Genomic DNA, 22,257 nt, shown 5'->3' with positions numbered 1-22,257 from the left:
GTTAGGGGGATGTCGGAATGCCAACACGCTGGCCGGCGGGGCGCTAGTAGGCGAGGGCGCGGTCGACGGCCTCGAGTATCCGGTCGGGACTCGGCAGAAAGTGCGTCTCCACGGCGGCCGGCGGAAAGGGGGTGTCGAAGCCGGAGACCCGCAGCACCGGGGCCTCGAGCGAGTAGTACGCCCGCTCGGCGACGGTGGCGGCGATCTCCGAACCGACGCTGACGAAGCCCGCGGCTTCCTGGGCGACGACGAGACGACCGGTCTTCTCGACCGAGGCGAGAATCGGGCCGAAATCGATCGGTGAGATCGAGCGCAGGTCGATGACCTCGAGCGTGATGCCCTCGGTAGCGGCGATCTCGGCGGCCTGCAGCAGCACGCTGACCATCGCACCGTGGCCGACAACGGTCACGTCGCTGCCGGTGCGCACCACCCGGCTCGCATGCAGCGGTATGCCGCTTTCGGCATATACGACTTCGCCCTTGGGCCAGTAGCGGCTCTTGGGTTCGAAGAAGATCACCGGGTCGTTGCTTTCGATGGCCTGCTGCATCATCCAGTAGGCATCGTGCGGGTTCGACGGGCTGACGACCCGCAGCCCGGGAGTGTGCGCGAAGTACGCCTCCGGGCTTTCCTGGTGGTGTTCGACCGAGCCGATGTGTCCGCCGTAGGGGATGCGGATCACCACGGGCATGATCAGGCCGCCCTCGTGGCGGTTGCGCATGCGGGCGAGCTGGCTCGTGATCTGGTCGAAGCCGGGAAACACGAAGCCGTCGAACTGGATCTCGCAGACCGGTCGAAAGCCGCGCATGGCGAGCCCGATCGCGGTGCCGATGATGCCGGATTCGGCGAGCGGCGTGTCAAGCACGCGCTTGTCGCCGAACTCCTTGATCAGGCCCTCGGTGACGCGAAACACTCCGCCGAGCGGGCCGATGTCCTCGCCCATCAGAATGACCTTGGGGTCGTTCAGCATGGCCTGGCGCAGGCCGGCATTGAGCGCCTTCGTCATCGGCAGGTTCGCGCTGGCGGCTGTGCCGGTAACGGCGGTGGATGCGGCGCTCGGTGTCACTTCTGACCCCCTTCGAAGGATGCTTCGTAGCGGCTGAGCCACGCTTTCTGCTCGGTCACGAGCGGGTGCGGCTCGGCGTAGACGTTGTCGAAGATGACCGACACCTCCGGGCCGACGATCTCGAGGGCGCGGCGGCGGGTATCGGCGGCGAAGTCATTCGCCTCCTCCTCGACGGAGTCGAGAAACTCCTGCTCGACACCGCGGCCCGTGAGATAGGCGCGAAACCGCTCGATCGGGTCGCGGGCAACCCAGTAGGCCAGTTCCGCCGGGTCCCGATATTTGGTGGGGTCGTCGGCCGTGGTGTGGGCCCCGACCCGGTAGGTGAGCGCCTCGATGAGCGAGGGGCCGTGGCCGGCCCGGGCGTCGTCCATCGCTTTCGCGGTCACCGCGAAGCTCGCGAGCACGTCGTTGCCGTCGACCTGCACCCCGGGCATGCCGAAGCCGCTCGCCCGCAGGTAGAGCGGCGAGCGGGACTGTCGGGACACGGGCACACTGATCGCCCAGTGGTTGTTCTGCATGAAGAACACCTGGGGCGTCTGGTAGCTCGACGCAAAGACGAGCGCCTCGTTGGCGTCGCCCTGCGAGCTGGCGCCGTCGCCGTAGTAGACGATGACGGCCTGGTCCGTTTCGGGGTTGCCGGTTCCGGTCGAGCCGTCGAGCGTCATGCCCATCGCGTAGCCGGTGGAGTGCAGGGTCTGCGCGGCGAGCACGAGCGTGTACAGGTGAAAATTGCCGTGCTCTTCGGGCTTCCAGCCGCCGAGGGTGACGCCCCGCAGCATCCGCAGAATATCGACGACGTCGAGGCCGCGGACCATGCCGACCACGTGCTCACGGTAAGAGGGAAAGACGTGGTCCTGCGCACGCGTGGCGTAGGCCGATCCGACCTGGGCGGCCTCCTGGCCGTGGCTGGGAACCCAGAGGGCGAGCTGGCCCTGACGCTGCAGGTTCGCGGCCTCGGTGTCGAACCGGCGCACGACGACCATGTCGCGGTAGAACCTGCGGTAATCGGCCTCGGTCAGGCGGTCGAGATACGGCAGGTACTGTTCGGCGGCGGCGCTCGGGATGAACTCGCCGGAGGGCGAGAGCAGCCGAACGGTCGGGCCGTCGTCGTTCAGTGCCGCTGCGTGGGGCGCCGCTGCGTGGGGCGGGCGGGGCAGAGTCGGGGGCGCCACCGTGGGCACGGACGCATCGTTTCGGGTCGCTGGCACCGTACTAACCTAGCTGCCGGGCCGGGTGTGTTGAGGGAAGGTCCTGCACAATATCTGCACCAATTAAGAGGAGGGTCGCGATAGCGTCCTCCTCGCCGATCGAGACGCGGATGCCCTCGGGCGCGAACGCACGCACCACCAGTCCGGCATCGGCCAGGGTCTCGGCGACCGCCGCGGTCTCGGCTGCGGTCGGCAGCCACAGAAAATTGCCCTGCGGCCGGGGAATCGCCCAGCCCTGCTCGGTGAGCGCCCGCCAGGCCGCGTCACGGCGGTGAGCGAGCACGCGTACCCGGGCGAGCAGCTCGGGCTCGGCGTCGAGCGAGGCGAGGGCGGCGGCGCTGGCCTGGCCGGTGACCGACAGCGGGATCGCCGTGGCCCGGGCGGCGTCGAGAATCGCCGAGGCGCCGAGCGCGTAGCCTACCCGCAGCCCGGCGAGGCCGTAGGCCTTCGAGAAGGTGCGCAGCACGACGAGGTTCGGGTAGGAATCGAGCAGGGTGAGTCCGTTCACGGCCTCGGGGTCCGTCACGAATTCGATGTAGGCCTCGTCGAGGATCACGAGCAGGTCGCTCGGCACCACGGCCATGAAGGAGGTGAACTCCTCGGTCGTCACGATGGTGCCGGTGGGGTTGTTCGGGGAGCAGACGATGACGACACGGGTCTTGTCGGTCAGCGCGGCCGCCATTTCGGGCAGGTCGTGACCGTAGTCGGCGCGCCCCGGAACCCGCACGCTGGTGGCGCCGGAAACGGTGACCAGGCTCGGGTAGGCCTCGAAGGAGCGCCAGGAGTAGAGCACCTCGTCGCCGGGTCCGGCGGCGGCCAGGATCAGCTGGGCCAGCAGCGCCACCGAACCAGAGCCGACGTGCACCTCATCGAGGGGGCGACCGAACTTGGCCGCGAGTCGTTCGCGCAGGGCGCGTGCCGAGGCATCCGGGTAGCGATTGAAGGCCGTTTCGGCCTGTACGGCGGCGATAACTCCGGGCAGCGGATCGAAGGGGTTCTCGTTGCTGGACAGTTTGAAAGCGTCGGCGTCGGCCGCTTTACCCTGCTTATACGCCGGCAGTGCGACGATTTCGGGGCGCAGGCGGACTCCGGACGTGTCTGTAGGGCTCACTCGGCGAGTCTACGCCGCGACATATTCGCACGGGAGTATGCGCCGACCGCGTCGGGACGCGTCGGCGGTGTCATAGTGGAGGCATGGCCAGATTCCTGATCACCCTGATCGTCAATGCCGTGGCCCTGTGGCTCACCGCCCTCATCGTCGCGGGCGTCGACGTCGTCTCGTACGCCTCCGACACTGGCGCCGAGGTGCTGACCTATCTGCTCATCGCCCTGATCTTCGGATTCGTGAACAGCTTCGTCGGTACCTTCGTTCGCATCGTCGCATTCCCCCTTTATGTGCTGACCCTGGGCCTGTTCTCGCTGATCGTGAACGGGCTGTTGCTGCTGCTCGTGGCCTGGATCTCGGGCTTTCTCGGCTTCGGTCTGGTCGTCGACGGGTTCTGGACCGGCGTACTCGGGGCCCTCGTGCTCGGCATCATCGGCTGGCTGCTCGGCCTGATCGTGCGCCCCGCCCGCGCTTGACCATTCGAGCGGATGCCTGACGGCTCACATTCTGCCGCCGCCGCCTCGTCGACCACCCCCGCCGGCGACTCCGGCTTCGTGAGCGGATCGCCCCTCTTCGACGCGGTCAGCCCGCCAGAGTACGGCCGTCCCGGCGCCTAACTCGAGGCCGAACCTGGCCTCCTTCTTCGCCCGCACGCGCGGGTCCTCCGACGCATCGGCCAGCCCCGCGGTGTCGGTATAGGCGGCGAGCTGGTGGGCCGGTAGCCCCTGCCCCTTCGGGATCTCCTTGTCCAGATAGGCCTGGTGCCCCACCACGAGGCGGTCGGGCGACGGCTGCTCAGCCCGGCCGCCCGTGGCCACGACGGCATCGTCGCTGTTCTCAAACGCCATCGTCGATACCGTCACGTCAACCTGGCCACTCGGCGCCCCGAAGGTTGTGACCCCGTCGATGCCGAATTTTCCGGCCTCAGCCACCTGCGCCACGATCAGCCCGCCCTGGGAGTGCCCGAATATCTGCACGGTGTCGCCCTTCTGGATTCCGGCCTCGAGCATGGCCAATTCGACGGCCTCACGCGACGCGGGCTGCAACTGGCCAACTCCCTGCAGATTCGAGGACATGTCGAAGGGCTCCATGCCCGGGAAGACGCTCCAGTCCACCGTTCCACCCACGTAAACGAACCAGACCGGCCCGTCCGGGCCCGCATACCGTTCGATCAGGATCTGGGGAGTGCCCGCAACTGAGGGTGGGATGCGCGCACTTGCCTGGGCGAAACCCGCCGGCGGTTGCACGGGTTTCGGTTCGGCGGCCTGCTTCACGGTGATCGCCGTGCTGCGCCCAATGCCCGCGTTCCGCAGCAGCAGCGTCACCCCGGCGGCCGAGGTTGACGCCCCAAGGATGCCGAGCTGGTCGTCCCCGAGCAGCCGCGACAGCCAGTGCGGAATGCCGATCCGCCCGGCGACCGCATCGTCGACCGACGCCACGAGTACCGCTACGAGTTCCACGAAGGCCGGATCGGTGTAGATCTCGGGATGGTCGGCGACATACTTCAGGACCTCGGCCGGCAACTCGTTGAGCGGGGTGCCGGTGATCATCGACGCCAGCAGACCGCTGATCGCGATCCCAGCGAGTGCGGGCCCGGCGACCAGAGGCAGCCAGACGTGCGACGTGAGTCCGAACCACCAGCCTGCATCGGCCCCCAGCGAGCGCAGCAGGCGTTCGATGTCACCCTCCGTCGCGCCATAGTTCTCGGCCGCCCTGTCGAGTGCCGCAGCGAGGTCGGCGGCCTCCTCCCGAACCGCACTGATCGCCTCGGCGGCGGCCGACAGCTCAGCGGTACCCACGTACGTGCACCCCGACGATGACAGGGGTTGCAGCGAGCGGATGCTGCCCAGCTGCCCCAGCCAGTTCTCGGCATCCGCTTCCGCCCGGCGCAGCACTGCGCTTTCGGCGAAGAGCTCACCCGTGGCGACCTTCGTCGACCCGCCGCCGCTGACCATGAGCGGGCCACCACCGACGCCACCAGGGCCACCGACCGTGACCGGCGCCCCGTGTGCGCCTCCGTCCGCGAACGCCCCGGAGGCCCGGCCGATCTCCGTGTCGTGGCCGCTCACCCGCGTGCCACCTCGGCGATCGAGGCACTCAGGGAGCCCCTGGCCTCCTCGAGTAACCACACGACCGTCCCGAATTGACTCCGCAGGTCGAGGCGGCGCAGCATGTAGTGCCGCTGGGCCGCCGACTGCCACGCGGCCCCCGCCCCTGGCTCACTGTCGAGGCGACGACGGGTGCGCCCCACGTCCTCGAGCAGGTCGTCCAGCAGCCGTCTCTGCGCGCGCAGAGCCTGAATCTGCTCGGCCGCGGTCATGCCGCTGCCCTCGCTGGCAATGATGCAGATCGGGTATTCGCCCACCGTGCCTCCTCGACTGGCCGCCATTACTTCTCAGGTCGAGTGTGCCCGCATCCGCTGCCTGTCCGCCGCCCTAGACCGCACAATGTGGAAACAGATTCCGCCCGCAAGGTTGTGGAGGAATGGATCGTGCTCCACAGCGCCCAAATGTGCTCCACAACGCCCAGATGTGCTCCACAATAGGAGTATGAGTTTCGCCTCGCTCAGCCCCGACGAAGCGACCCCCTTCCGAATCATCTTCGTGTGCACCGGTAATATCTGCCGGTCTCCGATGGCTGAGGTGGTGTTGCGAGACATCGTCACGCGTTCCGGCCTCGGTCGCCTGATCACCACCAGTTCGGCCGGCACCGGCGACTGGCACGTCGGCGAGCAGGCCGATACGCGTACGATCGCCGCCCTCGCCAAGCTCGGCTACGACGGCAGCCATCACCGCGCGCGCCAGTTTGATCCGGCCTGGTTCGCCGATTTTGACCTCGTCGTGGTGCTCGACCGCACCCAGGAACGCATTCTGCGCAACTGGGCCACCTCGGAACGGGACCTCTCGAAGGTGCACCTGCTGCTCAGTTTTGACGGCGACCAGGCCGCGATGGGGGACGTGCCTGACCCCTACTATTCCGACGATGCACTGTTTGACTCGGTATTAGGCATGATTGAGAGGGCAAACACCGCGCTTTTCAAGCAGCTTGCCCCCGCCATTCGACAAGGAGTCCGATGAGTTCATTACCCCCGCAGGTGCTAAGTCCCCTCGACGGCCGCTATCGCGCCGCCGTAACCGAGCTGGGTGAGCACCTGTCGGAGGCCGGCCTCAACCGTGCCCGCGTGCGCGTCGAGGTCGAGTGGCTCATCGTGCTCACCGACCGCAACCTGTTCGGCAGCGTCGCCCTCGATGCGGCCCAGAAGGCCGCGCTGCGCGCGCTCGTGACCGACTTCGGCCAGGCCGAAATCGACGAGCTCGCCGAGCTCGAAGCCACCACCCGCCATGACGTAAAGGCCGTCGAGTACCTCGTGCGCCGACGCCTGGCCACCCTGGGGCTCGACCACATCGCCGAGCTCACCCACTTCGCCGCCACGAGCGAGGACATCAACAACCTCTCCTACGCCCTCACCGTGCAGCAGGCGGTGGCCGAGGTCTGGCTGCCCAAGTACCGCGGCGTCATTGCGGCGCTGCGCACGCGGGCCGAGGAATTTCGAGCGGATGCGATGCTCGCCCGCACCCACGGGCAGCCGGCGACGCCGACGACCATGGGCAAAGAGATCGCCGTCTTCATCTATCGGCTCGAGCGCATCCAGAAGCAGATCGAGAACGGCGAGTACCTCGGCAAGTTCAGCGGCGCCACCGGTACCTTTGCCGCGCACGTCGTTGCCGAGCCGAGCGTGGACTGGCCCGCCGTGTCGAAGCAGTTCGTGGAGGGTCTCGGCCTCGGCTGGAACCCGCTGACCACCCAGATCGAGTCACACGACTGGCAGGCCGAGCTGTACTCGCGGGTGTCTCACGCCAACCGAGTGCTGCACAACCTCGCTACCGACATCTGGACGTATATCTCGGTCGGCTACTTCCGCCAGATTCCGCAGGTCGGCGCGACCGGCTCCTCGACGATGCCGCACAAGATCAACCCGATCCGTTTCGAGAACGCCGAAGCGAACCTCGAGCTGTCCTGCGCGATTCTGGATTCGCTCGCCGCCACGCTCGTCACGAGCCGCCTGCAGCGCGACCTGACCGACTCGACCACGCAGCGCAACATCGGCGTCGGCTTCGGACACTCGCTGCTCGCCCTCGACAACATCGAGCGCGGCCTCGGCGAGATCGACATCGACCGGGTGCTGCTCGCAAGCGACCTCGACTCGAACTGGGAGATTCTCGGCGAGGCGATCCAGACCGTGATTCGCGCGGAGGTCTCGGCCGGCCGTTCGAGCATTGCCGACCCGTACGCGCTGCTCAAGGATCTCACCCGCGGCAAGCGCATCACCCAGGCCGACCTGGTGGCCTTCGTGCAGGGCCTCGACATCGGCGACGCCGCCAAGGCGCGCCTCCTCGCCCTGACCCCCGACACCTACGTGGGCCTCGCGTCCCCCCTGGTCGACTACCTGCGCTGAGCCGCCCGCCCGCTCCACCTCACCCCGGCCCGGCCCGGCCCGGCCCGGCCCGCCCGCACTGCGTGGCGAATTCAGGTAATCCGGGAACGCCCGACGACGGATGCCCGCGACCGCGGGCATCCGTCGTCGACGAGACCCGGATTTCCTGAATTCGCCACCCGGGGCAGCAAACCCGGGGTGGCGACGACACCCGGATTTCCTGAATTCGCCACCCAGGGCAGCAAACCCGGGGTGTCGGCGAGCTAGTGGTTGTTTTGCTCGTCGAGGTCGTCGATCTCGGCGGCGTTCGGCTTCATGCCCAGTACGAGCATCGCGATGACGACGAGCGCGATGATGAAGGTGATGCCGAGCGCGATCAGGCTCAGCACGACCTCGCGGGTGGTGAGCAGGATCGTGAGGCCGACGAACAGCCCCATCGCCCCCGAGATACCGACCAGTTCCAAGGGCTTCAGTCGGTCGGAACGGCTGGGCTGGTGCGGGGGGTTCTGGGTCACTGGGTGTCCGATTCGTTGGCAGTGGGGGCACTGGGGGCGACGGGAGCGACGGGACGCGGGGCATCCGTCGCCGCCCATTTGAGGGAAAGCCCGCCGATGACGAGGTACATGCCGAGCACTACGAGGTAGGCGCCGAGCAGTCCGACGGCGACGACCGTGTTCGGTGGCAGCAGCAGAAAGGCGAGGGCGAGCACCGCGGTGAGACCGCCCATGCTCATCCAGTCGCGTGGGCTCACGCCGACGGATGCCGCGCGACGGCGACGCACGCCGCTGAACAGTTCGAGGAACCCGGTAATGGCCCCCCAAACACTGACCAGGTAGAGGAAGAAGCCGAGCCCGCCGTCGGCGAAGAGCAGTGCGAGGGCACCGGCGAGCACGCCGACAAGACCCTGAACCACGAACAGCTGGCGGTCGCGGGAGTCGACGAGGGTGCGCCAGCTGGCAATCGTGAGAAAAATGCCGCCGATGAGGGCATAGCCACCGAAGACCATCAGTCCGAAGGCCGCCGAATGATCCCGGTTGAAGGTGATCACGACGGCGGCAACGAGGGCGATGAGGGCACGGCCGATCGGTACGGTCCAGTACCGCGGCAGGGCAGCGGATGCCGGCTGCGATTTCGCCACGCACGACCCCTTTCATCACTTGGACAGGTCCTGCCCAGTCTACGCGGCCCGCCTGTACGTGACCGCGGGACGCCGACCGGTCTCGCCGCCTCCTGGGTGCGTCGAGACCGGAGCTGGCGCCGTTCAGAACAGCGTCTGGCCGATATACCCGTCGGGGCCGCACCCGGGGGCGATCGCGAAGACCGCTGAGCCGATCGGAGTGGTCCACTGATTGAGCAGATCGAGCTCGTCGAGGCGGCGCTGGATGGGAACGAACTGGGCGTCGACATCCGCCTGGAAGGCCACAAAGAGCAGCCCCGAATTGGACACGCCCGACGCGTCGGGCGTGTCGTCGTAGTTGTAGCCACGACGCAAAATGCGTTCGCCCCGGTTCTCGGAGCGGGCCCGGCGCAGGTGCGAGAACTCCGCAATCACGGGAAACCCGATCGCCGTCGTCGCCGTGAAGTCCGGCTCATCGGTCTCGTGGCTGCCGGTCAGCGGCGCGCCGGTCGCCAGGGTGCGGCCGACGGATGCCTCCCGCCCGGCCCGGTCGAGTCCGTCCCACTTGTCGAGGTTCATTCGGATGCGCCGCAGCACGAAGCCCGTGCCACCGTGCAGCCAGGCCGGATTGTCGGCCCCGCCCCAGACCAGCGAATCGAAATCTTCGGTTCCGGCCACCAGATTCACGGTGCCGTCGACCTGTCCGAACAGGTTGCGCATGGTCGTGCCGGGCTTTTCAACGCCGGCCGATCGACGAAAACCGGTCTGCCGCCAGCGCACGGTTGTGAAGGACCGGCTGTCTTTGAGCAGCATGCGGGTCGCGTGCGCGACCGTGACCGGGTCGTCGGCGGCGATCTGCAGCAGCAGATCGCCGCCGTTCCAGGCGTCGTCAAGCTGGTCAATCGCGAAGGCGGGCAGCGGCCGCAGCCAGGCTGGTGCCGCGCCTCCGGCCCGGGCGACGAGCCCCGGACCGAAGCCGAACGTCACGGTGAGCCGGGCCGGGGTGACGGCGAGTTCCGGTTCCGAGTCGGCCAGAGCCGCCTGACCCTGGGTCAGCCGGGCCGCGTCGTGGGTCAGCACCCGCATCATCCGTCGCAGCGCGCCGGCATCCGTTTCGGGCAGCAGGTCGAGCGCCACCAGGGTGACGGCTGCCTGCGGCCGCGTCTCCACGCCGGCCTGGTGCGGTCCATAGAACGCGACGGTTTCCGATCCGTCGGCCGCACCGGCCACGGGGGCGGTGATCTGTGCGCCCCGACGGGCCGCCCGGGCCGGACGGGTCGCGAGATCGATTCCCACGGCGCTGGCGGCGCCAATGCCCGCGGCGGCCCCGCCGAACAGCAGGTGGCGGCGGCTGAGTCGATGGCCGGCTGCGGCGCCTGAGCCGGCGCCCCGGTCGAGATTCTCGTCAGACATTACCGGCCGTCGTTCATGTCCATGCCGCCCTCGTACGATTCATTCGCCCCGGCGTAGTCCTTGGCCGTGGCCGCGAACTCGAACTCGGAGCCGTCAGAGAGTGTCAGCGTGAAGGTCGACTCGGTTCCGGCCGGAAGCGCCGCGCTGAGGCCCATCATCATGAGGTGGTTGGCGCCGGGAGCCAACTCGTACGAGCCGTTGGCGGGAACGACGAAGCCGCCCTCTTTTTGCTGCATAACCAGTGCTCCGGCATCATTTTCGACCGTTTCGTGCAGTTCGATCATGGTCGCGGCGGCGCTCACGGCCGAGACGATGGTGATGTCGGTGTCGGACGAGTTCTCGAGCAGACCAAACGCGGCCGACATGCCGGTCTCGGCGGCCTTCACCCAGGAATCCTGAATGGTGAGTGCATCGGCAGCTGCAGCGGTGTCCGCGGTGTTCGCGGGTACAGCGGGGCTGGCTGCGCAGCCGGCCAGGGCGAGCAGGGTCGCTGCGGCCAGCACGATCAGGCGGGGGGACGTGTGTGTACGTGTCATGGGATCAGATTCCGTTCGTAGGGTGGTGAAGAGTGTTGTTGTGCGCCCGAGCCACGTGGGGTCGCCCGCGGCGCCGGAGCAGGGCCAGCAGGTAGACGCCGATGCCGACGGATGCTCCGATCAGGCCGGTCAGCAGCAGCGGAAAGTCGCTGCCGCCCGTCACGGCGGTGTCGGATTCGGCCGCGACGGCGGCCGGGGTGGCACGGGGCTCCGCGGCCGCGGCATCCGTCTCGGGCACCGAACCGATGGTGAAGTCGACGGTGCCCGAAATCGGGTGGCCATCGGCCGAAACCACGCGCCAGCGCAGCTGATAGGCGCCGTCCGGCAGTCCGTCGGTGAGCGCCTGCACGGCCTGGGCCCCTTCGAGTTCTGGCGGGCCGCTGGCCCAGTCTTCGCCGTTCGCGTCGACCACGAGCATGATGGCGCCGAGTTCGAGCACGTCGCTCGTGAACGTCATCGCCACCTCGCCCGGTGCCGCTGCGAGGTGCTCGCCCTCGGCGGGCGTGCTGGAGATCACCTGGTCGTGCGCGCCGGCCGGGGTGGCCAACGCGATCGGCAGCAGCAGGGCGAGCGCCGCGCCCGCTGCAAGAGCAAGCACGCGTGCGGTGAGGCGGGGCAGCGCCGGGTGATCGGGCGGGGACAGGGGCGCGCTCATGGCGACCTCCGAGGTGTGAGTCGGTGGCTGTGCTGGGGTCTTCCGCTGAGCAGGCGTTGGTCCGGTGCCACGAGGGCACGGGGTACGCACCGCCAACGGATGGCGGCGCCTGCGCGGGCGGACCGCGCGGCAGGCGTGAGAGAGAGCTTAGAGTGCGGTCTGAACCCGTGGCGGGCCGCGATGCCGCATCGGGGAGAGCAGCACGGCGAGCTCGTTGGGCACGAAGGTGCCGAGCAGGCTGGTGCGCACGGTGGTGGCGCGGATCAGAACGGGCAGTGCCCCGCTGAAGACGATGAGCACGGCGCGCAGCTGCGTCTGTGCGAAATGCAGCAGGGCGACGGTCGCTCGTTCCGTGCGGCGCAGGGCGATCACCGTGACGAGGGCCGCGAGGCCGTGAGCCAACCACATGGTGCCGCCGGAGTGCATGGCGCCGTGCTGCAGGGCGTGCACCACCGTGGTGTCGGCGGCGACGGTCACCAGGCCGTGATGGCCGGCGACGGTCATGGCCCCGCCGCTACCGGCACCGAGGCCGAACAGGGCGTGCAGCAGCAGCTGGCTCACGCCGACGGCGAGCGACAACCGAAACAGCGACAGGGTCTTGCCGGCCAGCAGCACACTGACCGGAACGGCGAAGGCGAGGGCAACAACGCTGCCGAGCAGGGCCGGGGCGGTACCGCCGGCCGCGACGTGCGAGAGGCCGGCGAGCAGAACGGCGACGGATGCGGTCAGCGAACCACGACCGACCCTCGCCCACCTGCTCGTCACGCGGCACCCGACTTCCGGGGCTCCCCAACGGCACCCCTGGGTGTCACCATACCGCTCACGCGGTGCTCGCCCGCCGCATCCGCTGCCCCCAGACGGGGCCGCACCCGTGGTGTCGCGCAGCGCTGCTGCGGGTCAGCCGCCCGCGACCATGTCCGCGAAGCGCGAGTAGTGGCCGTGGAAGGCGACGGTCACGGTGCGGGTCGGACCGTTACGGTGCTTGGCCACGATCAGGTCGGCCTCGCCGGCGCGCGGGTTGTCTTTCTCGTAGGCGCTCTCGCGGTGCAGCAGAATCACCATGTCGGCGTCTTGCTCGAGCGAGCCGGACTCGCGCAGGTCGCTGATGGCCGGCATCTTGTCGGCGCGCTGCTCTGGGCCACGGTTGAGCTGGGAGAGCGCGATGACGGGTACCTGCAGCTCCTTGGCCAAGAGCTTGAGTGCACGCGAGAATTCACTGACCTCCTGCTGGCGCGACTCGACCTTCTTGCCCGAGGTCATCAGCTGCAGGTAGTCGATGACAACGAGCTTGAGCCCGACCCGCTGCTTCAGGCGCCGACACTTCGCGCGAATCTCGACGAGGGTCATGTTGGGGCTGTCGTCGATGTAGAGCGGAGCATCGTTGATGCGTCCGCGGGTCGCGGCGATGGTCGTCCAGTCCCGAGCATCAACGCTGCCCTTGCGCATGCTCTGCAGGGGAACGGATGCCTCCGCCGCGAGCAAACGCATCGCAATCTCGCTGCGTCCCATTTCAAGGGAGAAGAAGATGCTCGGCAGGTCGTGCTTGATCGAGGCGGAGCGGGCGAAGTCGAGAGCGAGGGTCGACTTGCCGAGCGCCGGGCGGGCGGCGACGATGATGAGCTGGCCGCCGTGAAAGCCGTTGGTGAGCTCGTCGAGGTCGGCGAAGCCGGTCGGCACTCCGCTCATCTGGCCGTCTTTGAGCTTGGCGGCCTCGATCTCGTCGATGGCAGCGGTGACGGCGTCGGTGAGGGGAACGTAGTCCTCGGTCTGGGTGCCGCCGGTGACGGCGTAGATCTCGGCCTGAGCGGTGTTGACGAGGTCGAGCACCTCGCCCTCGGCCGCGTAGCCCATTTGGGCGATGCGGGTGCCGGCCTCGACCAGGCGGCGCAACAGGGCACGCTCCGCGACGATGGTGGAATAGAAACCGGCGTTGGCGGCCGTGGGAACCAGGCTCGTGAGGGTGTGCAGGTAGTCGGCGCCACCGGCACGGGAGAGCTCGCCGACCTTGGTGAGCTCGTCGGTGACGGTGATGACGTCGGTCGGCTCGCCCTGGGCGTACAGGGAGAGGATCGCGTCGAAGATGATCTCGTGCTTGGGAATGTAGAAGTCGCCGCCGCGCACGGTCTCGACGACGTCGGCGACGGCATCCTTGCTGAGCATCATGCCGCCGAGGGCGCTCTGCTCGGCGAGCAGGTCGTGCGGCAGGGTGCGCTCGGAGCTGCGCGGGGCATCCGTTGTTCGCGCTTCGAGGCCGCGGTCGGACGCGCCGCGTTGATCAGCCAGACCCAGATGAGCGATGGACACGTCGCGCCTCTTCCCTGTTTGGTAGTGCAGTGGTGGTGATGCAGTGGTGGTTCCGGTGTACCAGCACCCTCAGACATTGTCGCGAGGGTGTGTACAGAGCAGGAAGATGCCGCTCGCCTACCCTAGATACCCGACTCGGTGTCCACCTAATATGCCTGTGGATAACTCTGTGGAGAATCTGGGCGAAACGCCGCTGAGCGTGTGCACAACCTGTGGACAGCCCTGTGGACAACGAAACAATTTTCTCGAAAAAACAAACTTTGATCAGGTATTTTATGTTTCCACAGCCCTGTGAAAAAAGTTGTTTTGAGATTGCTTCGAAACCGCTTGCCTGGTGCCCGACCTGTGCACAAAGCAGCCCGTTCGGTACGCAACTCGGCAACTGAAATTGGCCCTTAACGAGGTGTAGCGGAGGACTCCATCCGGAGTCCTCCGCTACATCGATGTGTTGCTGGTGGTACTGGTAACGCAGGTGGTGCGACTACTTCGCTGCGACAACCTCGAGGGTGATCGTGGCGCTGAGCTCGTCACGAAGACGAACCGTAGCCTGGTGCTCGCCAGTCAGCTTGATCGCGCTGAGCTCGATCTTGCGCTTGTCGATGGCACCGAGGCCGGCCGCGGCAACCGCGTCGGCCACATCAGCGGTCTTGACGGAGCCGAAGAGGCGCCCGCCAGCGCCGGCCTTGACGACCAGCTTGACCTTGGCGTTTTCGAGCGCAACCTTCAAGGCCTGAGCCTCTTCGAGGGTTGCGTGCTCACGGGCCAGACGAGCGGCTTTGATCTGCTCGATCTGCTTCTCGCCACCGCGGGTCCACGCCACAGCGAAACCCTTGGGAACGAGATAGTTACGGCCGTAGCCGTTCTTGACGTCTACGACGTCGCCGGGTGCACCGAGGCCGGAGACCTCATGCGTCAGAATCAATTTCGACATGTTGGGGTTCCTTACCGGCCTGAGCCTGCGTAGGGCAGCAAGGCCATTTCGCGGGCGTTCTTGACGGCACGGGCGATGAGGCGCTGTTCCTGAACGGAAACGCCTGTGATGCGGCGGGCGCGGATCTTTCCACGCTCGGAGATGAACTTACGAAGGGTGGGGACATCCTTGTAATCGATGACACCAACCCGGATCGACTTCGCGGGGGCGGCGTTCTTGCCACCCTTAGCACCGCGGAGCGGCTTGCGGCGGTCGCCGCTCGACTTTCCAGCCATGATTTCCTTTACTTTCTTGAAATTGTCGTGAGCCAGGCCCGTAGGCGCAGCTGAGAAGCCAGGCCCGAGGGCGCAGCCTAGAAGGGAGTCTCGTCGCCGAAGTTGCCCGGGTTGTTCCACGCGTCTCCGCCGGACGCCGCAGGCGCGGCCGTCTTGGCGGGGGCGGTGGGCGCCCAGGGCTCATCGTTGGACTGCTGCTGCTGCGGGGCAGGAGTGTTGGCTCTCTGCTGGCCGCCGCCGCCGTTAGACGGTGCCCGGGTGACCGCGGCGGTGGAGTAGCGCAGCGAAGGACCGATTTCGTCGATCTCGAGCTCCATGCTCGTGCGCTTCTCACCTTCCTTGGTCTCGTAGGAACGCTGCTTGAGACGCCCGGTCGCAATGACGCGAGCACCCTTGGTCAATGAGCCGGCCACGTGTTCGGCGAATTCACGCCAAACGCTCGCACGCAGGAAGAGTGCGTCACCATCTTTCCACTCGCTCGTTGCGCGATCGAAATTGCGCGGAGTGGAGGCGATGGTGAAGTTGGCAACGGCCAGCCCGTTCTGCGTGTAACGCAGTTCCGGATCGCTGGTGAGGTTGCCCACTACGGTGATTACGGTCTCGCCGGCCATGGGCTACTTGTCGCTTGCCTTGTCGGTGGACGCGTCCGCGGCGGGAGCCTCGGCGACCTTGGCGGCAGCCGGCTTCGCAGCGGCAGGCTTCGCAGCGGCGGCAGCAGCGGCGACCTTGGCTGCCGGAGCGGCAGACTTGGCCGTAGCGGGAGCCGGAGCCTTGACGACTGCGGGAGCCGCGACCTTCGGAGCCTCGACCGGAGCCGGGGTTGCCTCAGCCGTAGCGGCAGCGGTCTTCGCGGCAGCAGCTGCAGCGATCTTCGCGGCGGCAGCAGCGGTAGCAGCCTCAGCCTTGGCAGCGATGACCTTCGGGTTGGCTGCCTTGCGGGCGGCCTTCTCGGCGGCAAGCTTGCCGGCCACGACGACCTGGGCGATGCCCTCTTCGGCGCGGAGCACCTTGGTGCGCATGACGGCCTCGGACAGCTTCAGCTGACGGTCGAGCTCGACCGTTGCATCGGCGTTCGCGGTGAAGTCGACAACGGCGTAGATGCCTTCGGTCTTCTTGTTGATCTCGTAAGCGAGACGACGACGACCCCAGACATCAACCTTGTCAATGGTTCCGCCATCGTTGCGAACAACGTTGAGGAACTTGTCAAGGCTGGGAGCTACGGTGCGCTCATCGATCTCGGGATCGAGGATAACCATAAGTTCGTACTGATGCATGACTAACCCACCTCCTTCGGACTAAAACGGCTGCAGACTTTCTGCAACAGGAGGGTTGTGCATGTGTCGAACGCGGAGGCCGAGAGTTCGGCGCGCAGACAACCTGCCCAGACTACCGCACGAACGAGCAGTTTGCTATTTCGTGACCCGGCGCCCTCCGCGCCGACCATCTGCTGCCATCCTGCGCCGCATCCGCTCGCACCGGGCACGATTGCACCAATCTGTGCACAACTCGCCCTGACGCCACCCTGTGGAGGACCCGATCATGCCCCCGAAAATTCTCGCGAATGAGCTCGCGAATGAGCTCAGGAACGTTCGGCCCACCAGGACTGCAGGCGCCGGGTGGCCTCGGGCACCCCGAGCGGACCGTCGTCGAGGCGCTGCTCGAGCAGAAAACGGTAGGCCTCACCGACCTCACGCCCGGGACGAACGCCCAGAATGGCCATGATCTGCTCCCCGTCGAGGTCGGGACGCACGGCATCCATCTGCTCCTTCTCGGCGAGGGCGGCAATGCGCTGTTCGAGGTCGTCGTAGGCGAAGCCCAACCGGTCTGCCTTGCGCCGATTGCGGGTCGTCACGTCGGCCCTGGTCAGAATGTGCAGGCGCTCGAGCTGATCGCCGGCATCCCGCACGTAGCGGCGCACGGCCGAATCCGTCCAGGCGCCCTCGGTGTAGCCGAAGAAGCGCAGGTGCAGCTCGATGAGCTTCGCCACCGCGTTGATCGTCTCGTTGTCGTAGCGCAGGGCGCGTAGCCGCTTCTTGGCGAGCTTGGATCCGACCACGTCGTGGTGGTAGAAACTCACGACACCGCCGGGCTCGAGCTTGCGGGTCGCGGGCTTGCCGATGTCGTGCAGCAGCGCCGCGAGGCGCACGATGAGGTCGGGCGCGTGGCCAGGGCCGCCGAGGTTGCCGCGGCTCTTCTCGTAGCCGATCGCCTGCTCGAGAACGGTCAGCGTGTGCTGGTAGACGTCTTTATGGTGGTGGTGCTCGTCTATTTCGAGGCGCAGCGCGGGAATTTCCGGCAGCACGATCTCGGCCAGCCCGGATTCCATCAGCACCTCGATGCCCGCCCTCGGGTTGTCCGAGCGCAGCAGCTTGGCGATCTCATCGCCGATGCGTTCGGCCGAGATGATGGCGATACTCTCCCGCATCGCCTCCATCGCGTCGGCGGTTTCCACGTCGAGGGTGAAGCCGAGCTGGGAGGTGAAGCGGGCCCCGCGCAGCATCCGCAGCGGGTCATCGCCGAACGATACGGCGGGCGTCGACGGCGTGCGCAGCACCTTGCCCAGCAGGTCGTCGATGCCGCCCGAGGGGTCGACGAGGGTCACGGCCGGCAATCGCAACGCGAGGGCATTCACCGTGAAATCACGGCGCATCAGGTCTTCTTCGAGACTCGTTCCGAAGACCACGTCGGGCTTGCGGGTCGTGCCGTCGTAGCTGTCGGCGCGGTAGGTGGTGATCTCCACGGTCTCGCCGCCGACCAGCGCGCCGATCGTGCCGAAGGCCCGGCCGATGTCCCAGTGGGCATCAGCGAGCGGTTTCACGAGGTGCAAAATACGGTCGGGCGTCGCATCCGTCGTGAAATCGAGGTCGTGTACCGGCCGGTTGAGAAAGGAGTCGCGCACCGGGCCGCCCACCAGGGCCAGCTCGTGGCCGGCGGCGGCGAATGCGGCCGCGAGGCGGGACACGGTGGGTGACGCGGCCAGGTCCCCCAGTCGCGCGAGGGCAGACGCGACGCTTTGCATCCCTCCATATTAGTTGCCGACGACGACGTTGCTCGGCGCGCGCGGGCCGCGCACGGGACTCCCGGATCACCGCCGTAAGATTCAGTGCATGGTGGCCGAGTCAATTCCCGCGCGCCGGCCTGCGATTTCCCGCGCCGTGCGCGGCGCTCGTCCACGCCGACGGATGCCACGGGTCGCCGCCCTGCTCGGCCTGCTGCTCGCGGCGTCGAGCGTCATGCTGCCCGCCGGCGCCCTCGGGCTGACCGAGGCCGGAGCCAACACAGCAGCCAACACCGCGGGCCTGGCCACCTCGCTCCCCGCCGCGACCGACGCCTCGGAGCCGAGCCTCACCGTCGCTCCCGCCGGCCTGGCGCCCCTGCGGCCGGGCGAAGACCTGACCGTCTCGGTGACCATCGCCAACCCCACGAGCGCCGAGATCGGGCTCGGCACGGTTGACATCTATCTTGCCCAGCGTGCCCTCACCACCCGCACGGCCCTGGAGGATTGGCTCGCCGACGCCGAGTCCACCAACCGCGGCGACCTGCTCGTGAGCGTGCCGACAACGAGTGCGATCCCGGCCGGAGCGACGGTGACCCTTCCGGTGACCGTGCCCGCGGCATCCGTCAGCCTGACCGCGCTGAACAACTGGGGCGCGCGTGGCATCGCGGCCACCCTCGAGGCGGGCTCCGACCTGCAGGTTGAGGGACGCGGCACGTTCGTCTGGTTTCTCGACGACGAGATTACACCGGTCAACCTGTCGGTTCTGATGCCCATCACCGTGCCGGAAGGATCCGCCGGACTGATTCCCGCGATCGCTCTGGAGTCGTATACGAGCGCGGCCGGCCTCCTCACCCGTCAGCTGGACGGTGTCATCAACCGTCCGGTGGCCATCGCGATCGACCCGATGATCATCGCGTCAATTCGCATCCTCGGTTCGTCCGCGCCGGCCAGCGCCCTCGACTGGCTGAGCCGGCTCGACCTGGCCAGCAACGACATCTTTCCGCTCGGTTACGCGGATGCCGACCCCGCCCTGCAATCACAGGCCGGCGCGGCCGCGGTGCTGGCACCGATCTCGTTCGACCCGAGCATCGATCCCGCGCTCTTCACGACGCCCACCGCAACACCGACCGACGCGACAGAGGGCACCGAGCAAACCGACGGCACAGACGCGGCAACGGCGCCGCCCGCCGACGGCACCACCACGGACACCGTGACCCCGCCGACGAGCGCCGACCTGCTCGCCTGGGACTACACCCGCACCGACATCGCCTGGCCCGGCACGGGAACGGTCGCCCGCGACGACCTCGACTTCTTCGCGGCGAGCGGCCTCACCACGACCGTGCTGAGCGAAACGAACGTGAACCGCTCCGAGATCCCCACCCCGAACGCGGTCGTCGCCCTGCCGAGCGGCACGGGCCTGGTGACCGACGATGCCCTCTCCGATGCGCTGCACACCGCCGCGATGGCGACCACGGATGCGACGTGGAGCGCCGCCATGGCCGAGGTCGCGTCCCGACTCGCCGTCGTCTCGGCCGAGGACCCGAGCACGGCCCGCACGCTCGTGGCGAGTTTCGACCGGGGCTGGCCGGAGTCCGCCGACCGCGTCGGCCAGACCCTGGAGGCCCTCAGCGGCCTGCTCTGGGAGACCCCGGCGACGCTGCAGGCCGCGCTCGGTGCCCCCCCGGCCGCGGGAGTGGACTTCGACTCGGGGGCCGAGCCGGACAGCCGCCTCGGCCCGGTTCGCTCACTGCTCGAGCGCGAAGCGCAGCTGACCGGGTTCTCCAGCGTGCTCGCCGACCCGGTGACCGTCACCGCACCGGCACGACTCGAACTGCTCTCGCTGCTCTCCACCTCCTGGGCCGACCAGTCAGTGAGCTGGCAGGACCAGATCACGACGAGCCTCGCGGCATCCGCTGAAACGCTGCAATCGGTCACCGTCACGACGCGCGGACCGGTGCAGGTGCTGGGCAGCAAGGTGCCCTTCCCGATCACCCTCAACAACACCTTCGACCAGTCGGTGACGGTGCGCGTGCAGGTGATTCCCTCTAACGGGCGTCTGATCGTCGGCAGCGATCTCGACACGACCATCGATCCCAACTCCGCGAAAGCCATCACCATCCCGGTCTCGGCCGCGATCGGCAACGGCGACGTCACCCTGCGGGTCACCCTCTTCACTCCCGCCGGAACGGCGCTCGGTGAATCAGCACCGATCGCGGTGAACGTGCGCGCCGACTGGGAGGGCGTGGGCGCCGCGATCTTCGCGGGACTCGTCGTGGCCTTCTTCGGCTTCGGAATCTGGCGCAACATCGTGCGCCGCCGCAAGGAGCGCGCCGAGCGCGAAGCCGACGGCACGGCCGACAGCGCCGAGCTGCCCGACCCAGGCTCGGACTCCCCGCCGACAGCGCCGCCGTACCCGTTGACGGTGCAGCCCCATGGCTAGCGCCACGGTCGACTCCGGCGGCATCGGCCGGGCGAGCCTGTTTCTGGCCTCCGGCACGATCGTGTCCCGCATTCTCGGCTTCGTGAAGCTGATCGTGCTCGCGGGCATGATCGGTGCCTACGGCGACAGCGCCGACGCCTTCAGCATCGCCAACCAGCTGCCGAACACCGTCTACGTCATCGTGGCCGGCGGCATCCTGACGGCCGTTCTGGTGCCCCAGATCGTGCGGGCCAGCCAGCACGCCGACGGCGGTACCGCCTACATCAACAAGCTGTTGACCCTCGCGCTGCTGATTCTCACGATCACGACCGTCGTCGCCGTCGCGCTGGCCCCGCTGATCACCGGCTTCATCGGACTCAATCTCTCGTCAGATCAGCTCGCCCTGGCCATCGCCTTCGCGTACTGGTGCCTGCCGCAGATGTTCTTCTACGGCCTCTATACCCTGCTGGGCGAGGTGCTCAACGCCCGCAAATCGTTCGGTCCCTTCACCTGGGTTCCCGTGCTCAACAACGTCGTCGCGATCGCCGGTCTGGTCGTCTTCGCGATCATGTTCGGTGCCGACCCCACCGGGTCGCGCTCCGCCGGTGAGGTCACGCCCGCGATGGTCGCCGTGTTGGCCGGCAGCGCCACCCTCGGCGTCGTCGCGCAGGCCCTGGTGCTGTTCTATTTCTGGCGCCGCATCGGTCTGCGCTTCCGGCCGGACTTTCACTTTCGCGGCGTGGGCCTGCGCGCCACCGGCCGCATGGCCGGCTGGACCTTCGGCATGCTGCTGCTCACCACCGGTGCCGGCATCGCCGAAACGCAGGTCGCCACGCTCGCGACGGGGCAGGCATCCGTCTTCGTACTCGCGACCGCCTGGCTCATCTTCATGCTGCCGCACTCGGTCATCACCGTCTCGGTCGCGACGGCCTACTTCACCCGCATGAGCGAACACGCGGCCCTCGCCAAGTTCGACCTCGTCAAGACGGATGCCTCGTCGGCCATCCGCGGAACGACGCTGCTGATCGTCCTGGCGTCGGCCGTCATCGCCGTGTGTGCCTACCCCTTCGCGGCGGTCTTCGTGTCGCCCTTCGACCAGATCGTCGGCATCGGCAACGTGATCCTCGCGTTCATCGTCGGTCTGGTGCCGTTCTGTGTGCTCTTCGTGCTGCAGCGAACCTTCTACGCGCTCGGCGACACCCGCACGCCGTTCTTCTTCACGCTGTTCCAGGTCGTGCTGATTTTGCTCGGCGTGCTCGGCTGCACCCAGCTGCCGGTCGAGTGGATCGCCGTCGGTATCGCCGGTGTCATCACCGTGTCCGGGGTGCTGCAGGCCGCTCTGGCTGCGGTTCTGCTGCGCCGGCGCCTGGGGGGCCTTGACGGTCGACGGATGCTGCAGAGCCTGGTCAAATACCTCACGGCCGCCATCCTCCCGGTGTTACTCGGCCTGAGTCTTGTCTGGCTGCTCGGCGGCACGCAGCAGGGCGGCTTCGCGGTCTCCGGGCGGTTCGGGGCGATCGTGTCCATGATCGCCGTTGGCCTCGTGATGGCCTCGTCGTATTTCGGCATGCTGCTGCTCATGCGCAGCGCCGAGCTGCAAGCATTCCTGACGCCACTGCGCGCCCGCCTGCGCCGCTGACCAGCGCCCGCGCACCGCGCTCACTGGTAATCCGCCCGGGCGATTGGGGGGCGTGGAATAGCCACCGAATAGGATGTGTTGTAACGGGCATCGAGGCATTCCGAGCTCATCGAGCCGGATCCCCTCATAACCGCTTCCCCGATTCGCTTCACCCAGCCA

Annotated in this window: 21 protein-coding genes and 1 pseudogene; 5 read left to right on the top strand and 17 right to left on the bottom strand. The window is 67.7% G+C overall.

Translation table 11 applies throughout. The annotated features are described in order from the left end of the window. Positions 1–43: 43 nt before the first annotated feature. The 3 genes from E3T55_RS14685 to E3T55_RS14675 form a co-directional block, all read right to left on the bottom strand. Positions 44–1,003, bottom strand: coding sequence for an alpha-ketoacid dehydrogenase subunit beta (locus E3T55_RS14685; RefSeq protein ID WP_134520397.1), 960 nt, complete (start codon positions 1,001–1,003; stop codon positions 44–46). 56 nt (positions 1,004–1,059) lie between these two features. Beyond that, a complete protein-coding gene (locus E3T55_RS14680; RefSeq protein WP_134520396.1) occupies positions 1,060–2,178 on the bottom strand; it encodes a thiamine pyrophosphate-dependent dehydrogenase E1 component subunit alpha in 1,119 nt (372 codons plus the stop codon). Positions 2,179–2,275: 97 nt separating this feature from the next. Next, positions 2,276–3,382, bottom strand: coding sequence for a histidinol-phosphate transaminase (locus E3T55_RS14675; protein WP_134520302.1), 1,107 nt, complete (start codon positions 3,380–3,382; stop codon positions 2,276–2,278). Positions 3,383–3,465: 83 nt separating this feature from the next. Between E3T55_RS14675 and E3T55_RS14670 the strand changes: the two genes are divergently transcribed. After that, complete coding sequence (locus E3T55_RS14670; protein ID WP_134520301.1) at positions 3,466–3,852, top strand: phage holin family protein; 387 nt, start codon at positions 3,466–3,468, stop codon at positions 3,850–3,852. A 24-nt stretch (positions 3,853–3,876) separates the two neighbouring features. Here E3T55_RS14670 and E3T55_RS14665 read toward each other — a convergent pair whose 3' ends face one another. Beyond that, a complete protein-coding gene (locus tag E3T55_RS14665) occupies positions 3,877–5,445 on the bottom strand; it encodes a hypothetical protein (RefSeq protein WP_134520300.1) in 1,569 nt (522 codons plus the stop codon). Then, positions 5,442–5,741, bottom strand: coding sequence for a hypothetical protein (locus E3T55_RS14660; RefSeq protein ID WP_134520299.1), 300 nt, complete (start codon positions 5,739–5,741; stop codon positions 5,442–5,444). The genes E3T55_RS14665 and E3T55_RS14660 overlap by 4 nt, the downstream gene beginning before the upstream one ends. 184 nt (positions 5,742–5,925) lie before the next feature. On the opposite strand from E3T55_RS14660, the gene E3T55_RS14655 reads away from it, so the two are divergent. After that, positions 5,926–6,453 (top strand): low molecular weight protein-tyrosine-phosphatase, encoded by a 528-nt coding sequence (locus E3T55_RS14655; protein WP_134520298.1) that lies wholly within the window; start codon positions 5,926–5,928, stop codon positions 6,451–6,453. Next, on the top strand, positions 6,450–7,832 hold the full coding sequence (purB, locus tag E3T55_RS14650; RefSeq protein WP_134520297.1) for an adenylosuccinate lyase: 1,383 nt from the start codon (positions 6,450–6,452) through the stop codon (positions 7,830–7,832). Before E3T55_RS14655 ends, purB begins: the two co-directional genes overlap by 4 nt. Positions 7,833–8,074: 242 nt before the next feature. Here the strand turns inward: purB and E3T55_RS14640 are convergent, their stop codons facing one another. The 12 genes and pseudogenes from E3T55_RS14640 to E3T55_RS14585 form a co-directional block, all read right to left on the bottom strand. Continuing rightward, complete coding sequence (locus E3T55_RS14640; RefSeq protein WP_241993077.1) at positions 8,075–8,326, bottom strand: hypothetical protein; 252 nt, start codon at positions 8,324–8,326, stop codon at positions 8,075–8,077. Next, entirely contained in the window at positions 8,323–8,949 is a 627-nt protein-coding gene (locus E3T55_RS14635) for a DUF308 domain-containing protein (protein ID WP_174775474.1), read from the bottom strand. Before E3T55_RS14635 ends, E3T55_RS14640 begins: the two co-directional genes overlap by 4 nt. Before the next feature lie 123 nt (positions 8,950–9,072). Continuing rightward, entirely contained in the window at positions 9,073–10,341 is a 1,269-nt protein-coding gene (locus tag E3T55_RS14630; protein ID WP_134520296.1) for a Dyp-type peroxidase, read from the bottom strand. Continuing rightward, positions 10,341–10,877, bottom strand: coding sequence for a copper chaperone PCu(A)C (locus E3T55_RS14625; protein ID WP_134520295.1), 537 nt, complete (start codon positions 10,875–10,877; stop codon positions 10,341–10,343). Before E3T55_RS14625 ends, E3T55_RS14630 begins: the two co-directional genes overlap by 1 nt. 4 nt (positions 10,878–10,881) lie before the next feature. Beyond that, complete coding sequence (locus E3T55_RS14620) at positions 10,882–11,532, bottom strand: copper resistance CopC family protein (RefSeq protein ID WP_134520294.1); 651 nt, start codon at positions 11,530–11,532, stop codon at positions 10,882–10,884. 147 nt (positions 11,533–11,679) lie between these two features. Further along, the gene (locus E3T55_RS14615; protein ID WP_134520293.1) at positions 11,680–12,297 is read right to left on the bottom strand and encodes a hypothetical protein; all 618 of its coding nucleotides are present in this window, start codon (positions 12,295–12,297) and stop codon (positions 11,680–11,682) included. Positions 12,298–12,429: 132 nt separating this feature from the next. Beyond that, entirely contained in the window at positions 12,430–13,836 is a 1,407-nt protein-coding gene (dnaB, locus tag E3T55_RS14610) for a replicative DNA helicase (RefSeq protein ID WP_134520292.1), read from the bottom strand. A gap of 481 nt (positions 13,837–14,317) precedes the next feature. Continuing rightward, on the bottom strand, positions 14,318–14,767 hold the full coding sequence (gene rplI / locus E3T55_RS14605) for a 50S ribosomal protein L9 (protein WP_134520291.1): 450 nt from the start codon (positions 14,765–14,767) through the stop codon (positions 14,318–14,320). A gap of 11 nt (positions 14,768–14,778) precedes the next feature. Next, positions 14,779–15,042 (bottom strand): 30S ribosomal protein S18, encoded by a 264-nt coding sequence (rpsR, locus tag E3T55_RS14600; protein ID WP_035835236.1) that lies wholly within the window; start codon positions 15,040–15,042, stop codon positions 14,779–14,781. 77 nt (positions 15,043–15,119) lie between these two features. Beyond that, positions 15,120–15,653: a single-stranded DNA-binding protein gene (locus tag E3T55_RS14595; RefSeq protein WP_134520290.1), complete on the bottom strand. Its 534-nt coding sequence runs from the start codon at positions 15,651–15,653 to the stop codon at positions 15,120–15,122. Positions 15,654–15,947: 294 nt separating this feature from the next. Further along, positions 15,948–16,316: pseudogene (gene rpsF / locus E3T55_RS21085) on the bottom strand (30S ribosomal protein S6); the annotation flags it as partial. Positions 16,317–16,621: 305 nt separating this feature from the next. Then, a complete protein-coding gene (locus E3T55_RS14585; RefSeq protein ID WP_134520288.1) occupies positions 16,622–18,061 on the bottom strand; it encodes a CCA tRNA nucleotidyltransferase in 1,440 nt (479 codons plus the stop codon). Between the two features lie 88 nt (positions 18,062–18,149). Between E3T55_RS14585 and E3T55_RS14580 the strand changes: the two genes are divergently transcribed. Continuing rightward, positions 18,150–20,480 (top strand): DUF6049 family protein, encoded by a 2,331-nt coding sequence (locus tag E3T55_RS14580; protein ID WP_134520287.1) that lies wholly within the window; start codon positions 18,150–18,152, stop codon positions 20,478–20,480. Next, positions 20,473–22,098 carry a murein biosynthesis integral membrane protein MurJ gene (gene murJ, locus E3T55_RS14575; RefSeq protein WP_134520286.1) on the top strand — a complete coding sequence of 542 codons (1,626 nt, stop codon included), beginning with the start codon at positions 20,473–20,475 and terminating at the stop codon, positions 22,096–22,098. The genes E3T55_RS14580 and murJ overlap by 8 nt, the downstream gene beginning before the upstream one ends. Positions 22,099–22,257: the final 159 nt, after the last annotated feature.

Source organism: Cryobacterium frigoriphilum (genome assembly GCF_004403305.1).
Lineage (GTDB): Bacteria > Actinomycetota > Actinomycetes > Actinomycetales > Microbacteriaceae > Cryobacterium > Cryobacterium frigoriphilum.
This window is presented reverse-complemented; position numbering and strand designations above follow the sequence as displayed.